Source organism: Streptomyces sp. NPDC001514 (genome assembly GCF_053597075.1).
Genome location: NZ_JBSFHO010000011.1, coordinates 108,939 through 123,843 on the forward strand (window position 1 = coordinate 108,939; position 14,905 = coordinate 123,843).

At 71.2% G+C, this 14,905-nt stretch carries 11 protein-coding genes; 2 read left to right on the plus strand and 9 right to left on the minus strand.

Features of this window, described 5'->3' with window-relative positions; translation table 11 throughout:
• Nucleotides 1–426: 426 nt before the first annotated feature.
• The 4 genes from mgt to ACWCXB_RS14510 are packed head-to-tail and all read right to left on the minus strand — an operon-like array spanning nt 427 to nt 4,792.
• Entirely contained in the window at nt 427–1,626 is a 1,200-nt protein-coding gene (gene mgt / locus ACWCXB_RS14495; protein WP_450722612.1) for a macrolide-inactivating glycosyltransferase, read from the minus strand.
• 57 nt (nt 1,627–1,683) lie between these two features.
• A complete protein-coding gene (locus ACWCXB_RS14500; protein WP_450722614.1) occupies nt 1,684–3,015 on the minus strand; it encodes an ABC transporter substrate-binding protein in 1,332 nt (443 codons plus the stop codon).
• Nucleotides 3,015–3,848 (minus strand): carbohydrate ABC transporter permease, encoded by an 834-nt coding sequence (locus ACWCXB_RS14505; RefSeq protein ID WP_450722616.1) that lies wholly within the window; start codon nt 3,846–3,848, stop codon nt 3,015–3,017. The genes ACWCXB_RS14500 and ACWCXB_RS14505 overlap by 1 nt, the downstream gene beginning before the upstream one ends.
• A gap of 2 nt (nt 3,849–3,850) precedes the next feature.
• On the minus strand, nt 3,851–4,792 hold the full coding sequence (locus tag ACWCXB_RS14510) for a carbohydrate ABC transporter permease (protein WP_450722760.1): 942 nt from the start codon (nt 4,790–4,792) through the stop codon (nt 3,851–3,853).
• A 116-nt stretch (nt 4,793–4,908) separates the two neighbouring features.
• Here ACWCXB_RS14510 and ACWCXB_RS14515 point away from each other — a divergent pair, with 116 nt between their 5' ends.
• A complete protein-coding gene (locus tag ACWCXB_RS14515; RefSeq protein ID WP_450722618.1) occupies nt 4,909–5,760 on the plus strand; it encodes a phosphotransferase enzyme family protein in 852 nt (283 codons plus the stop codon).
• Between the two features lie 2 nt (nt 5,761–5,762).
• Here the strand turns inward: ACWCXB_RS14515 and ACWCXB_RS14520 are convergent, their stop codons facing one another.
• Complete coding sequence (locus tag ACWCXB_RS14520) at nt 5,763–6,935, minus strand: isoafricanol synthase (protein ID WP_450722620.1); 1,173 nt, start codon at nt 6,933–6,935, stop codon at nt 5,763–5,765.
• Between the two features lie 326 nt (nt 6,936–7,261).
• Here ACWCXB_RS14520 and ACWCXB_RS14525 point away from each other — a divergent pair, with 326 nt between their 5' ends.
• Entirely contained in the window at nt 7,262–10,192 is a 2,931-nt protein-coding gene (locus ACWCXB_RS14525; RefSeq protein ID WP_450722622.1) for an ATP-binding protein, read from the plus strand.
• 166 nt (nt 10,193–10,358) lie between these two features.
• On the opposite strand, the gene ACWCXB_RS14530 is transcribed toward ACWCXB_RS14525, so the two are convergent.
• The 4 genes from ACWCXB_RS14530 to ACWCXB_RS14545 all read right to left on the minus strand — a co-directional run bounded on the left by ACWCXB_RS14530 (nt 10,359) and on the right by ACWCXB_RS14545 (nt 14,790).
• Nucleotides 10,359–11,081: an exonuclease domain-containing protein gene (locus tag ACWCXB_RS14530; RefSeq protein WP_450722624.1), complete on the minus strand. Its 723-nt coding sequence runs from the start codon at nt 11,079–11,081 to the stop codon at nt 10,359–10,361.
• Between the two features lie 56 nt (nt 11,082–11,137).
• Nucleotides 11,138–12,370, minus strand: coding sequence for an SAV2148 family HEPN domain-containing protein (locus ACWCXB_RS14535; RefSeq protein WP_450722626.1), 1,233 nt, complete (start codon nt 12,368–12,370; stop codon nt 11,138–11,140).
• 101 nt (nt 12,371–12,471) lie between these two features.
• The gene (locus ACWCXB_RS14540) at nt 12,472–13,797 is read right to left on the minus strand and encodes a copper amine oxidase (protein ID WP_450722628.1); all 1,326 of its coding nucleotides are present in this window, start codon (nt 13,795–13,797) and stop codon (nt 12,472–12,474) included.
• Between the two features lie 168 nt (nt 13,798–13,965).
• Nucleotides 13,966–14,790, minus strand: coding sequence for a Tat pathway signal sequence domain protein (locus ACWCXB_RS14545; protein ID WP_450722630.1), 825 nt, complete (start codon nt 14,788–14,790; stop codon nt 13,966–13,968).
• Between the last annotated feature and the right edge of the window lie 115 nt (nt 14,791–14,905).

A 14,905-nucleotide genomic window follows, 5' to 3' on the forward strand; every position in this document is an offset into this window, starting at 1 on the left:
CTTCGTAATAACGAAACGACCAGGGCTGCACATGTCGGACTTGGCCGTCAACTCGGCTTACACACAAGGGGCTTGAGGCCTTCACATACTCCACCCGAATTCCGCAGCGCAAAAGGGAGACCGGCCCTTGAGGGCCGGTCTCACCGGAGTCTCACGGGCCGGTCCACGGCACCGGCTTTACGCGCCGGACTTAACGGCCGGGCTTTACGAGTCCGGTCGGCGGGCACCGGGCTTTACGCATCCGGCCCGCGGGCACCGGGCTTTACACATCCGGCCCGCGGGCACCGGGCTTTACACATCCGGCCCGCGGGCACCGGGCTTTACGCGTCCGGCCCGCGGGCACTGGGCTTTTCGGCCGGGCCATACCGCGCCGGTCCACACTTGCCGGGCTATGCGCGCCGACCTTTGCGCGCCGAGCTTTGCGCTTCAGTCTTGCGGGAGTTCGGCCTCGATCAGGTCCGCCGCGCGCCGCGTGCCGCCCTCGCCCGCCATGGAGAGCCTGATCTCCTGGAGGCGGCGGGCGACGTCCGGGTCGGCGACCACGGCGAGAACCGCCTCGCGGAGGGTGTCGGCGGTGGCCTCCTCCATCGGGACGTGCCGTGCCACGCCCAGCGAGACGAGCATGTCCGCGTTGCCGAACTGGTCGACGGCCTGCGGGACCGCCACCATCGGGGTCGCGGTGGCGAGGCCCTCCTGGCTGCCACCCGCACCGGCATGGGTGATGAAGGCGTCGGCCTCCCTCAGGACCGCCAACTGCGGGATCCAGTGGTGGACCTCGATGTTGGCGGGTACGTCCCCCAGTTCCGATGCATCGACGAACTTGCCGATCTGCAGCACCACATGCCACCCCGGCAGATCACCGAAGGCCTTCACGCACTCGCGGTAGAAATCCGGCTGCTTGGTGAAGGCCGAACCCAGCGAGACCAGAAGCACCTTCTCCGCGTCCGCCGGACGCCGCCACTCCCCCTGCTCCGCGCGGTCGCCCTGGCAGGCGCCGACGAAGGAGTAGACGGACTCGTCGACCCGGTCGGCGTTCGGCTGCAGCGCCTTGGGGATCAGCACGACGGCCCGTCGCGGGCGGCCGACGAACGGGTCCGGATGGATGTCGATGCCGTTCTCCGCGAGCCACGCCTCGAAGCGGGCGTAGTACGCCTTGCCCCGCTCCGACGCCTTGAGCTCGGCGGTCATCGGCTCGGCGACCTCCTCCTCGTACCCCTCCCACGGCACGAGGTTGGGCCAGAGCGACACGGCGGGCACGCCCCAGCGGTGGGCGAGCACGGGCGCCGGGTACGAGGTGATGTCATGCAGGACGAGGTCGGGCTCGTCGCCGGCGAACGCCTCGGCGAGCTGCGGCAACGCCTGGACGGCATCCGCGAGGAACGGCTCGATGTTGTCGATGAGATCCGTACCCCACGCCTCCGGCTCGTCGTCGGTCGGGAGCGTGGAGGTGTAGATCACCGGCTCGGCGCCGGTGGCGGCGACCTTCTCGGCGAAGGACGGCGGGATCGCGTAACTGACGCGGTGCCCACGGGCCACGAGTTCCCGGATCACTTCGAGGCTCGGGTTCACGTGCCCGTGGGCGGCGATGGAGAACATGGCGACATGGGCACGCTTCGGTTCGGTCATACCCTCACGCTAAACGAGACGAGACGTCTCGTGCAATCTCTTTACGGCCGGGCGCCCCTAGCGCTGATAGCGGGTGAGCACCCGATTCCCGTCCTCGACCAGTCGTTTCTCCAGCTCGGCGCGGTCGATGCCGCCGGAGTAGTACTCCTGGAGCGCCGGTGTCGCCACCTTGTCCTTCCACTCGGGATAACCGCGCACCGACTGCGCGGGTGCCGAGCGCAGATGCTCCGCCAGCGCCGCGCCCGTCGCCCAGCCGTCCTCCGGGCTGTGCAGGGCGGCGTCGGCGAGCGCCTGCGTGCCCGTCGGGAGCATCCAGTCGCCCTTCGCCAGCCGCACCATGTTCCGCGGCTGCAGCAGGAAGTCGATGAACTCCACCGCCTCCTTCTTGTGCGGGCTGTCCTCGGCCACCGACAGGGTCTGCGGGCTGACGCCCTGCGCGAGCCCTTCACTGCCGGCGGGCGCGGGCAGCACGGTCCACTCGAAGCCCTCGGGTGCCTGCTGGACGACCTGCTGGCGGTACGAGAAACCGAGCGGGACCATCGCGTACTTCCCGCCGAAGAAGCCGGGCAGGGAGTCGGAGCCGCCCCCGCCGAGCGCGGTCCTGGACGCGCTCCGGTCCACGTTGACCTGATCGTGGACGGTTTCGGGGACCAGCGCGTCGGCGTCCGTGAACTCAATGCGTACCCGCCCGTCCTGACCGCGCTGGAACATCTGCCCGCCCGCCGAGAGCCCGAGGTTGAGGGTGGCCGAAACCGGGTCCTTGAACGGCCAGGCGACCGCGTACTTCTCATGACCGAGCTGTGCGGTCATCTTCTTGGCGATGGCCCGGAACTCCTCCCAGCTCCACGGCCTCTCGGGGGTCGGGATGCGGACTCCGGACGCGTCGAGGAGCTTCTTGTTGGCGATGAGGACGCGCGGCTCCTGGAGGAACGGGACGCCGTAGACGCCTTCGCCGAACGTCGTCGTCTCCCAGCTCCGCTCCGGGATGTCGGCGGTGAGCCGGGCGGGCAGCAGCTCACGCAGATCGGCGAGACGGCCGCCGTACGCGAAGTCGGCGAGGTCGTCGGACGCGTCATGGATGATGTCCGGCGCCTCGCCGCCCTCGAAGGAGGTGAGCAGTTGGTCGTGGACGCTGTCCCAACTGCCCTGGACGTACTCGACGCGGATGTCGGGGTGGGTCGCGTTCCACTCCTTCACCAGCTCCTTGTTGGCGGCGACGGACTCCTCCTGCCAGGCCAGGGACTGGAAGCGGAGGGTGACCTTCCCGGCGGTGCGGGAGGAGCCGTCATCGGAGCAGCCGGTCAGGAGCAGCGCGAGCGCCGCGGCCGCCGCGGCCCAGGCACGTGGTCTCGTCGATCTCGTCGGTCTCGTCGGTCTCGTCGATCGCATCAGTGCTTCACCGCCCCGGCCGTCATTCCGCCCGTGATGCGTTTCTGGATGACCGCGAAGATCACGAGCGAGGGGATCGTCGCGAGGAACGCGGCCGCGGCGAGCGGCCCGAGGTCGGCGGCGCCCTCCGCGCCGATGAAGTGGGTGAGGACGACCGGCAGGGTCTGCTTCTCCGGGGTCTTGAGCAGGACGAGGGCGAAGAAGAACTCGTTCCATGCGGTGATGAACGCGAACATCGCCGTGGCCACGATCCCGGGCGCGAGCAGCGGCGCGGTGACCGAGACGAGCGTACGGGCCTTTCCGGCGCCGTCGACCGCCGCGGCCTCCTCCAGCTCGGCCGGTACGGCCCGTACGTATCCGACGAGCATCCAGAGGGCGAAGGGCAGCGACCACACGACGTAGACGAGGACCAGACCGGCCGACGTGTTGACGAGCCGGAGGTTCTTGAGGATCAGGAACAGCGGAATGATCAGCAGGACGAACGGGAACGCCTGGCTGACGACGACCCAGCCGGTGGCGGCCTTTGCGAGCCGGGTACGGTGACGGGCCATCACATACGCCATCGGGGTGGCGACGACGACGGCGACGACCGCCGCGCTCAGGGCGATGAGCAGGCTGTTGGCGGCGGCCTGGAGGAGCGGCTGTTCGTCGAAGGCCTGGCGGAAGTTGACGAGTGTGGGCTCCTCGGGAATCCAGGTGGGGTGGAGTGAGCCGAGTTCGCGGGGCGGCTTGAAGGCGGTGGAGACGAGCCAGAGGAAGGGGAAGGCGAGGAAGACGAGATAGCCGAGGAGCGCGGCGTACCGGCCGGCACGCCCGGCCCTGCTGGTGCGCATGCTCACTTCGTCCCACCGTCCCTCAGCCGGCCCACGAGATACAGCGCGAGCATCACGGAGATCACGGCGACCATGACGCAGCCCATGGCCGCGGCGTATCCGAACTGGCCGTAGCGGAATGCCTCTTCATAGGCGAAGAGCATGGGAAGGCGGGTCCGGCCGCCCGGTCCCCCGCTGGTCAGGACGTAGACCAGCGCGAAGGAATTGAAGTTCCAGATGAACTGGAGCGCCGTGATCGCGAGGGCGACGGGCCTCAGGGCGGGCCAGGTGACCGTGCGGAAGCGGCGCCAGGTTCCCGCGCCGTCGAGGGCCGCGGCCTCGTGGAGCTCCTGCGGGGTGTTCTGCAGCCCGGCGAGGAGGGCGACGGTGGTCTGGGGCATACCGGACCAGATGCCGACGACGATCACGGCGGGGAGTGCGGTGGCCAGCCCGCTCAGCCAGTCGCGGCCGTCGCCGAGGCCGAGGTCACGGACGGTCTCGTTCAGGATGCCGGCGTCGGGGTTGTAGACGAGGCGCCAGATGATGCCCACGACGACCTCGGGCATGGCCCAGGGAATGATCGCGAGCGCCCGGGCCAACCGGCGCAGGCGCAGGTCCTGGTTGAGGAGGAGGGCGAGGCCGAGGGCGAGGAAGAACTGGGGGACCGTGACGCCGACCGCCCAGAGCAGGCCGATCCGGAACGAGTCCCAGAAGAGGGTGTCGTGGAGCAGGTCCTGGAAGTTGAGCGTGCCGGTCCACCGGGTGGCCTGGGTGCGGCCCGACTGGGCGTCCGTGAGGGAGAGCGCGATGCCGTAGAGGAGGGGGCCGACGCTCAGGACGAGGATCGGGATGAGGGCCGGGAGCACCAGTAACCAGGCTCCATGGTCGGTACGGGGCCCCCGGCCCGGGTTCGGGCGACGCGGGCTCGCCCTGCCGTCCGACCGTGCCGCTGCTGCACTCGCCAGTGTCACGGATTCGCCCCCTTTATGACGTGGATCCGGACCGGGCCTCGGCCTCCGTCATCGTGCTGACGCTCCGTCGGTTCGTCAACACCACCTGCGAGGATGCGAGAATTCGGGCCATGGACGAGACACGCGCACGCGAGGTGCTGGCGGCGGCGGGACTGGCGCGGGGCGCGGCGCTCCTGGCCCTCGGCGAGAACGCGGTCTTCGGCGCGGGCGACGTCGTCGTCAAGGTCGGGCGGAGCGCGGAGCTGCTGGAGCGTGCGGAGCGCGAGCTGGTGGTGGCCGGGTGGCTGGAGGAGGCGGGCGTCCCTGCCGTACGGGCCGTGGAGCCGAAGGCTCGGCTGGTGGAGGGGCATCCGGTGACGCTGTGGCACCGGCTCCCCGATGCCGTGCGGCCGGCCGAGCCGCGGGACCTGGCGCTACTGCTGCGGCAGGTGCACGCGCTGCCGGCGGCGCCGTTCGCGCTGCCGCGACGGGAGTTGCTCGCGGGCGTCGAGCGCTGGCTGCGGCTTGCGGGGGACGCGATCGATCCGGCGGACGCGACGTACCTGCGGGAACGGCGGGACGGTTTCGCCGAGGCGGCGGCCGCGCTGACCCCGCATCTGGCGCCGGGGCCGATCCATGGTGACGCGCTCCCCCGCAATGTGCATGTCGGCCCCGACGGTCCGGTGCTGGTCGACCTGGAGACCTTCTCCTCGGATCTGCGCGAGCACGATCTGGTGGTCCTGGCGCTGTCCCGCGACCGGTACGGGCTCGATCCGGCGGCGTACGACGGGTTCACGGAGGCGTACGGGTGGGACGTCCGTGACTGGGACGGCTGCGCGGTCCTGCGGGGCGCCCGTGAGACGGCGAGCTGCGCATGGGTGGCACAGCACGCTCCCGCCAACCCGAAGGCGCTGGCCGAATTCCGCCGCCGCGTGGCCTCTTTGCGCGAGGGTGACGCGCAGGTGCGCTGGTACCCGTTCTGACCTCATGGTCGAGGACGGACATCCCGGGTCACGGACCGCGCCGACGGGTCGGCACCGGCGCCGGCGGGTGACACGCCTTCGGCGCGGGAGGCACGGGCTTCGGGTACTGAGGTGAGATGCGCCCAGGGACGCTGCCGCCCGCCGCTGACGGCGGCGATCCCGGTCTCGTCGTATCGGGAGGTCGCAAGGGACCAGGCGAGGTTGCCCGCCATCAGGTGGCCCATGCCCTCCACGTAGTGCTCGATGTGTCCGCGCACCTCCGGAAGCACGCCCCGCTCGCTCATCCCCTTGGGGAGGGCCGCGGCGAGCTGGGCGAAGCGTGCTGTCCGTGCGTTGGCAAGGGCTGCGATGCGCTCGACGGACTGCTCCAGCGTGCAGCCCTCCTGTTCGCGAAGGACGACGACGCTGTTGTTCACATCCCCCGCCGCCAGTTCCTTCACGAGCGAGACGATGTCGTTGACGAAGATCACCACATCGCCCGTGATCTGACGCATCTCCCGCAGCGGGGAGGAGCAGAGCAGCTCGTCCGGCAGGGTGTAGCCACCGCACCGCTCGGTGAAGTCGAGGCAGGGCCGTACGCCTATGGAGTCCCGCCGCACCTCGAGGAACTGCTCCAGGGTGGGCAGGCGGTCCGCGTTCCGGTTGTGCGCTTCGCCCTGGTGGGCGGCCATGTAGTCCCGCCAGTGCGCACGGAACCGGCTCTGCCAGTCGTACGGGGTGCCGACGGTGGCCCGGCGCCATATGTCCTGGAACGCCCGGACGAGCGGCGGGTCGTGGCCATCGCGCTGCTGGGGGGCGGGTCCGTCCAGCGTCATCGTCTGTACGAGGCTGTCCACCACGCGCTCTATCGCCTCGGGCCGCGTTCCCAGCCCACCGTCGAACTGGTCGTCGAAGATGAAGAACCAGGCGTTGAAGTCGGCCGCGAGCTCGAGGTCGCCGCCCGTGGCGTCGGGGTAGAAATACGCCATCAGCCGCTCGAGCCGCAGCGCGTCGTACTCCGCCACCTCGGCTTCCTCGTTGAGCAGGCCCGTCTCCAGCAGCCACTGAAGCGTGTGCCGGCGAGCGCGCTCGGCGTGCGGACTGAAGCGGGGGGAGAACGGGATCCTGATGGCGGCGGTGCGCCGCGTCGGGTCAGAGGGCACCGGGCGGAAGCCGGAAGGCCTTGCGTTCGCCATACGCACCCCCTGGGCGTCGCAGCGCATCCCACCGGCTCGGCGGAGCGGTCGTGACGCGTTCTCGCCGCCCTAAGAGGCTAGGCGTCGCACGAGCCGAACGACCGCTCGCGACGGGTGTCATGGGGCGCGAAGCCGGCGCACGCGACGGCGCACGCGCCCCCAAGAGCGGCGAGGGGGCATGAAGGTACAGAACCGGAAACGCGTTGGCCGGTATTATCAGAATTTTATCGCTTCGTGCGGGCATTACCTCCACACAAGACGACCGAGCGTCTTCACAGGCGTACCCTTCGCGTACCCGAGGACGACACACGGCCGAAGGAACGGATGTGGCCTACACAGGAGACCGGCCGGGACACCCGCGTCGGCTACTGCTGGAACGCAATGCGGAACTGGCGGCGCTCGACACCCTGTTGACCGACCTGAGCGGGGCCTCGAGGGGCTCGGCCGTACCCGGCACGGGCGGGTTACTCGCCTTCGCCGGGCCGGCGGGACTCGGCAAGACCTCACTCCTCACCGAGGTGCGCAGGCGGGCCGTGGCCCGCGGCTGCACGGCGCTCTTCGCCCGCGGAGGGGAGCAGGAGCAGGGCCTCCCGTTCCATGTCGTACGCCAGCTGGTCCAGCCCGTGCTCGCGGCGGGCACGGAGAAGGAACAGCGCGAGATACTCGGCAGTTGGTACGACATCGTCGCCCCCGCGCTGGGCCTGGTGGCGCAGAACAGCGTCGCATCACCCGACCCCCAGGGCGTACGGGACGGCCTGGACTGGATCGTCACCCGCTTCGCCGTGCAGCACGCGCCACTGGTGGTGATCCTGGACGACGCCCACTGGGCCGACGCCGAGTCGCTGGCCTGGCTCACCGGTTTCGCGCCGCGGGTCACCGAACTCCCGATGCTGCTGGTCGTGGCCTACCGTCCCGATGAACTCCCGATCGACGCGGCCGGTTTCGGCCGACTTGCCGACCGCCATGGATCGCGCCCCTTCGACCTCGTTCCGCTCACCCCCGGCGCGGTCAGCCGCATCGTCCGGGACACCCTGGGCGAGGAGGCCGACGAGGCGTTCTGCCGTGAGACCTGGGCCGTCACCGGAGGTAACCCCTTCGAGGCCGTCGAACTCGCCGCCAAGGTCGCCGACCGCGGGCTGAAGCCGCAGGTCGTACACGTACCCGAACTGCGCGAGCTGGCCTCCGCGGTGAAGGGCAGCGGGCTCGTCGAGCGACTGGAGCGGCTCGGCACCTCCGCAGTCCGGTTCGCCTGGAGTGCCGCCGTGCTGGGGGCCGAGGCGTCCCGCCACCTGGCCGCGAGCGTCGGCGGACTGGGCGAGGCCGAGTCCATTGATGCCGTCGCCAGGCTGCGGGAGGCCCGCATCCTCGCCGAGGGCGCTCCCGGCGCCTCTGATGACGACCCGTTGGAGTTCTTCCACCCGCTGGTCGCCACCGCCGTCTACCGGGCGATTCCCGCGGCGTTCCGCGTCGCCATGCACGGCCAGGCCGCCGCAGTGGTCGCCGGCGCGGGCCTGGGCGCCACCACGGCCGCCCGCCATCTGCTGGAGATGCACCCCGAGAGCGACCCCTGGGCCGTGCAGCAACTCCGGCAGGCCGCCCGCGAATACCTCAGGGCAGGTGCACCCGAGGCCGCCCGGCGCTGCCTCGCCCGGGCGCTCCGCGAGCCACCCGCCCTGGACGAGCGCGCCGACGTCCTGTTCGAACTCGGCTGCTCCGCCCTGCTGACCGAGCCTGCCACCACGGTCAACCATCTGCGAGCGGCACTGGAGGAGCCCGTCCTCGAGCCGGCCCTGCGCGAGGCGATCGTCTACCGGCTGGCACAGGCGCTCGGCCACTCGGACCGGATGGCGGAAGCGGCCGAGACGGTCGCCGAGGCCGCACGAGGGGCCACCGACGCCAGGACACGGCTGCGCATGCAGGCGGAGCAGTTCATGTGGAACGCCTTCCGGGCCGACGAACAGGACTCGCCCGCCCGCTCCCGCCGACTGACCCGGCTGGCCGAGCACCTCACCGGCCGGAGCATGGCAGAGCGGTACATCCTGGGCCTGCGTGCCTGGGACGCCATGGTGCGCGGCGAGCCTGCGGCCACCGCGCTCCACCATGCGGAGGAAGCCCTCGGCGAAGGCCTCAGCTGGACCGACGAGCAGTGGGGTTTCGAGGTCCCGGTCCTGGTCGCGCTCACCTTCATGTACTGCGACCAGCCCGGACGAGCGGAGGAGCTCTTCAACAGGGGCATTGCGGAATGCGAGAAGAAGGGCTGGCGCGGCGCCCACCTGTCGTTCGGGTTCACCCTTCTGGGTTACATCCGCTATCGCCGCGGGCGTCTCGACGAAGCCGAGTCCCTGGTCCGCGGCGGACTGCGGATCGCGGACCGGGTCGGACACCAGGTGCCCGCACAGTATTTCGCCATCGGCATCCTCATCGAGATCCTGCTCGCCCGCGGCCGCACCGAGGACGCCCACGAGCTGGCCACCCGGTACAGCTACGGGACCATCGTGCCCAGCGCCGTGGTGTACCCCGACTCCCAGACCGTCCACAGCGAGCTGCTGCTCGCACGCGGCATGCGGCGCGAGGCCGAGCGGCAGCTCGTCCAGGTCGGTGAGCGGCTCGATCCGCGCGGCATGCGCAACCCCGCGTGGTGCCCCTGGCAGCTCCATCTGGCCCGCGCGCTGGAGGCGTCCGATCCGGCGCGAGCCCTCGAGTTCGCTTCCGAAGGCGTACGAAGGGCCCGCCAGTTCGGCACCCAGTCGGTGATCGGACAGGCGCTGCTCGCCCAGGCTTCGGTGGCCCACGGCGCGGAGCAGGTCGCCCTGCTGGCCGAGGCCGTCGAGCACCTCGAGCGCTCCCCTGCCGGGTACGACCTGGCGTGTGCACTGGTGGACCACGGCATGGCGCTGCGCCGTGCCGGGCTGCCGCGGGAGGCCGTCGAGCAGCTTCACCGTGGGCTGGAAGGCGCCGTGCAGTGCGGGGCCGACGGCCTCGCGGCGCGGGCCCGCGACGAACTGGACGCGGCCGGCCTGTGGCCGCTCCAGCTGCGCACCGCGGCCACGGAGCCGCTCAGCGCGCAGGAGCGGACCGTGGCCGAATGGGCCGCCCGCGGCTGGTCGAACGCCCGCATCGCCGAAGAGCTGGGCGCCCAGGACACGGTGGTGACCCGGCTGTTGTCGGACATATACCGCAAGGTCGGCTCCGACCACGCGGGGCTGCCTCGGCTGATCGGGAGAGAGGGTGGTGCCCCGCCGGCATCGAGCGACTGAGCCGCCCGCGCGCGGGACGCGGCCCGTCCGTCCTCCCGTGTCGCGGGGCGGCGATGGGCAAAGCTCCGGGCGAACCCAAGGACGGACGCCCGGGCCCACCGGACGGCGCCGGGGATCAGGGCGGGCTCGCCCCCACCGCGGCGGAGCCGCGCGGGAACGTCCTTCGTCAGCGCGCGCTGGCGACCGGCTCGCGCAGGGGCCAGGACGCGTCGACCACCGCGTCCGGCGTGCCCTTGCGGCGGAGGAAGGCCTGGAAGTCCACCGCCCATTCGGCGTACCACCGCACCTGCCGGGCGTGCAGCTCCGCGGGCGTCAGCGCCGCGACCGAGGCGTGGCGGGTGGCTATCGCATGGGCGACCCGGACCGCGGCGAGTGCGTCCGCGAGGGCCTCGTGGGCGTCGTCCAGGACGACGCCGTACTCCGCGCAGACCGCCTCGAGGGTGCGCTTGCCGCGGCGGTAGCGGTCGACGGCGCGGTCGATCGTGTACGGATCGACGACCGGGCCGATGGCCCCGCCCCCGAGCCGCTCCGACAGGGACGGCAGCCCGTGGCGGGCGAGCTCCGCGGAGAGCAGGGTGAGGTCGAAGGCCGCGTTGTACGCCACGACCGGGATGCCCTGGGCCCAGTGATCCGCCAGGGTCGAGGCGATCTCGTCCGCGACCTCGCGCGCCGGGCGGCCCTCCGCGGCCGCCCGCTCACTGCTGATGCCGTGGATCGCGGACGCCTGCTCCGGGATGCGGATCCCCGGGTCCGCCAGCCAGGTCCGCCGCTCGGTCGTCTCACCGCCCCGCACGACCACGACCGCCGCGGTCACGATGCGCGCGTCCAGCGGATCGGTGCCGGTCGTCTCCAGGTCGAAACCGGCAAGTGGTTCACGGTGCCACGTCATGGCGCTCCCCCCTCGTCAGTGGTGCTGACGGAAACTCTCGCACGCCGCACTGACAGTCAGGACACCGGGCGCGAGTCGGTCCACACCGACTCGAACTCCTCCCGGTACGTCTGGAACAGCCCGTGCTCGGCGTCCTGACCCGATCTCACCACCGACCGGCCCGCGCCCCGCAGCACCAGCACCGGCGCCTCCATGCCCCGCGCACGCCGCAGGTACGACTGCACGACCGCCAGCCCGTCGGGCCCGTCCCCGTCCACCAGATAGGCCGTGAAGCGCGGCGTCTCGTCGAAGACATGGATCTCGAACGCCCCGGGGTCGCGCAGCTTCGACCGCACCCGCCGCATATGGAGGATGTTCATCTCCACCGAGCGGCTCAGTTCGCCCTTCTTCAGGCCGAGTTCCCGTTCGCGCCGCTTGACCGCACTGCTCGCCGGATTGAGGAAGAGCAGCCGCACCCGGCAGCCGGATTCGGCCAGCCGGACCAGCCGCCGCCCGGAGAAGTTCTGCACGAGCAGGTTCAGGCCTATGCCGATGGCGTCGAGCCGGCGTGCGCCCCCGAACAGGTCTTCGGCCGGCAGCTGTCGCTGCAGCCTCACCCGGTCCGGATGCACGGACACCACGTCCGCGTACCGCTCGCCCACCAGGTCCTCGACCGCGTCCACGGGCAGCCGGTCCGCCGATGGCACGCCGGCGCCGCCGCCGAGGATCTCCAGCAGCCGCGCCGACGCCCGCTCGGCCTGGGCGAGCACGGCCTCGTTCAGCGCGCGGTTGCGGGAGACGACATTGCGCGCGACCTCCAGCTCGTCCAGGGCCAGCTCCACATCGCGCCGGTCGTCGAAGTACGGCTCGAAGCAGGGCCAGTGCTGGACCAGCAGCTCCCGCAGCTGCGGGAGGGTGAGGAAGCTCAGCACGTTGTCGTCCGCGGGGTCCAGCAGATACCCCTTGCGCCGGGAGACCTCCCGTACGGCGACGGCCCGCTGCACCCACTCCTGGCCCGCGGGCCCCGCGGCCGCGACCACCCACTCCTCACCGTGCACGGGCTCGTAGATGGGCCGGAGCACGGCGGCCACGACGGCCCGCAGTCGCTGCTCGACCAGGTTCAGCCAGATGTAGGCCCGCCCGGCCCGTTGGGCGCGCGTACGCACTTCGCTCCAGGCGTCCGCGCCCCAGTCCAGTTCCGCCCCGATCTCGACCGGCCGGGCGAGCGATACCGCGCCGGGCGGGACGTCGGCGGAGTCCCCCTCGTGACCAGCGTCACCGGGGGGAAGCTCCAGCCCTCCCGAGCTCACCCGCGCACCGCCTCCAGCTCCTGGACACACCCGTCTCCAACGATCAAGGAAGGGTACTCCGCGAGCGGGAGCCGGTGCAGCCGGATCGACAGGCTGGTCTCTCAACTCCCCAGCGCAGGCGCACCGTTCTGGTTGGCGAGTTCGGCCGGAGTGAGCGGATTCATAGCGGTTACGTCCCTCGGCGCGAGCTGGAAGCCCTGCCAGTGGACCGGCATCGGCTGCTGGTCCTCGTCCCGGGCGATGTGGTGGAACCCGATGTTGACCCACACGACCGGATTGCCCAGGGTCTCGGCATTGACCCAGTTGTCCACACTGTCGGGGGCGCCCCGCCCGCAGTTGAGGGTGTTGTTGCTGGCGAACTGCTCGCAGGCACGGTTCTGGGTGAAGTAGACGTCGTGCTTGGTGAAGCCGCGGCCGGCGTGCTTCGCGGAAGAGCCCGGCACGATCTCGTACGAGCGCGGGTGGCCGTCCTTGTTCTTGCCGGTCGCGCTGACGACACGCCACCAGCGCATCGCCTTCGCGTCCCCGGCGAGCTCCTTGGTGACCGGCGTACGCGTGGTCCTTGTCGTCGGGCTGCCGTTGCCGGTGGGCGGGGTGACCTTGGAGTCGTACTGCTCGATCCGGTCCTTGGCGCTGCCGTCGAGGCCGAAGTTCAGCCGCCAGAAGACGTTGTGGCTGTGGCTGGTGGCGTAGTCCTTGGCTCCCTTGCCGATGGGCCAGCCCCGGCCGTCGCCCGCGTCGTAGTCACCCGGCGAGAGGCTGCCGGTGGCGCCGACGTTGGCGGATATCGTGCCGTCGGACGAGAAGCGCCACTCGGTGATGTACTCGTACCAGGAGACCTTGTTGACGGTGTAGAGCAGCAGGTCCTTGCCCTCGGCGTGCCAGACCTTGGTGCCCTCGTCGTTCGCGAGGCGGTAGGCGTGGCCGCGTGAGCGGGTGGTCATGCACAGGCCGTTGACCTGGCCGGCCTCGGGGACCTTGACCTTCTTGATGGTGCCGCCGGGGCACTCGGTCGGCTTCAGGTTCTGCAGGCCGTAGCCGAAGCCGAAGCCGGTGAGGTCGTCGTACTCGGCCTGCCCGTTGTCGTACGGGACGTGGATCTGCGCGAGCTTGGCGCTGGTGAGCACCTGGATCGGGCGGGGCTCACCCTTCGGCTGATAGCTGACCTTGTCCAGGACGAGGCCGGCGGAGGAGTCGTAGTGCCAGCACATGCGCCACGTGGTGCCGCCCGTGAGGGTCGAGCTGATCTGGTAGGGCGCGCTGCACGGCAGGGCCGGGGCGGGGGCCTGCGGGGCCCTGGCGGTGGCGGTGGCGGTGGCGGCGGTCGCCGCGCCCGGGCCCGCGGCGGTCAGCGCGCCGCCGAGCAGGACGGCGGCGGCGAGCACAGAGGCCGGCTTGCGGGCATGCGGAAATCTGCTCTTGTCCATGCGAAGAGGAACTCCCTCGGACGTTCGTGCGGAAGACGGAAGGCGTACGGACGGGAATGACGTGAATGACGTGAATGCGGTCGGCCGCGGCAGGCGGTCCGAGCCGGGAGGCGGTCCGATCGAGGTGGTCGGCCCCGGAACCGGAGCCGGGGCGTCAACCGGGCGGCGTCAGCCGGTCGGCGTACGGACGACCGTGCGGGCGCTCAGATCCACGGCCAGGTCCCGCGTGTCGATCCACGGCCCGTTCGTGATCTTGGTGATGACGTGCACGCAACGGTGCACCCCGCAGTCGGCGAGCTGCTCCGGAATCCGTGCCTCCCGGTCCTTGCGGTAGACGAATCCGCTCAGCGTGAGCGGCTCCGCAGAGGTGAGCGCGTTTCCGGTGGCGTCCTTGTAGTCCGCCTTCAGCCCCGAGCCGAGCGGGCTCGCCAGGATCAGCTCGACCGCCTCGCGCAGCTCCTCGCGGTGCGGCGACGGCTGCACGCCCTGCTGGGCGGCGCTCTGCTCGACCTTCCCCGAGGTCAGGTTGACCGTCGACGTGACGAGCCGGTCGGTCCGGTAGTCGTAGTACGAGACGACGGCGCGGCGCGGAGGCGCTGCGAGACCCGCTTCGGACGGCTGCGGTTCGGCCAGATCGGTGGTGAGGTGCTGCGGGCCGCGTCCGCCCCCCGCGTCCCGGCCGTCCCGTGCGGCAGGGGCCGTCGCCAGCTGTTCGGCGCGCTTCAGCTCGTCGTCGGTGAGCGGGTCACGCCCGATGCCCTTCTCGCCCTCGTCGGCGGCCGCGGCGATGACGCCGGGGTCGGGGGCCGGGGCCCCTGTGCCCTGGCCGAGGCCCTGGGACGCGGCGGCGCGGCCCCCCGTTCCGCCCCCGGGGCCGCCGTCCGCTCCTGCCGTGCCCGGCAGGGTGATTCCGACCATCACGGCGGTTCCCGTCACCGCAATGGCCGTGCCCGCCACCACCTTGCCCAGATGGCGGCGTACTAATCTGCGCACTTTTCCCCCCTCTTACCTGTGGTCACCCGGTAGGACGGTGGTAAGTCCTAGGAGGTTGCCCTTCTTTCGGGGAGGATCTGGCCCAAGTGGTCCCCAGCACCCGGATCAGAAGTGG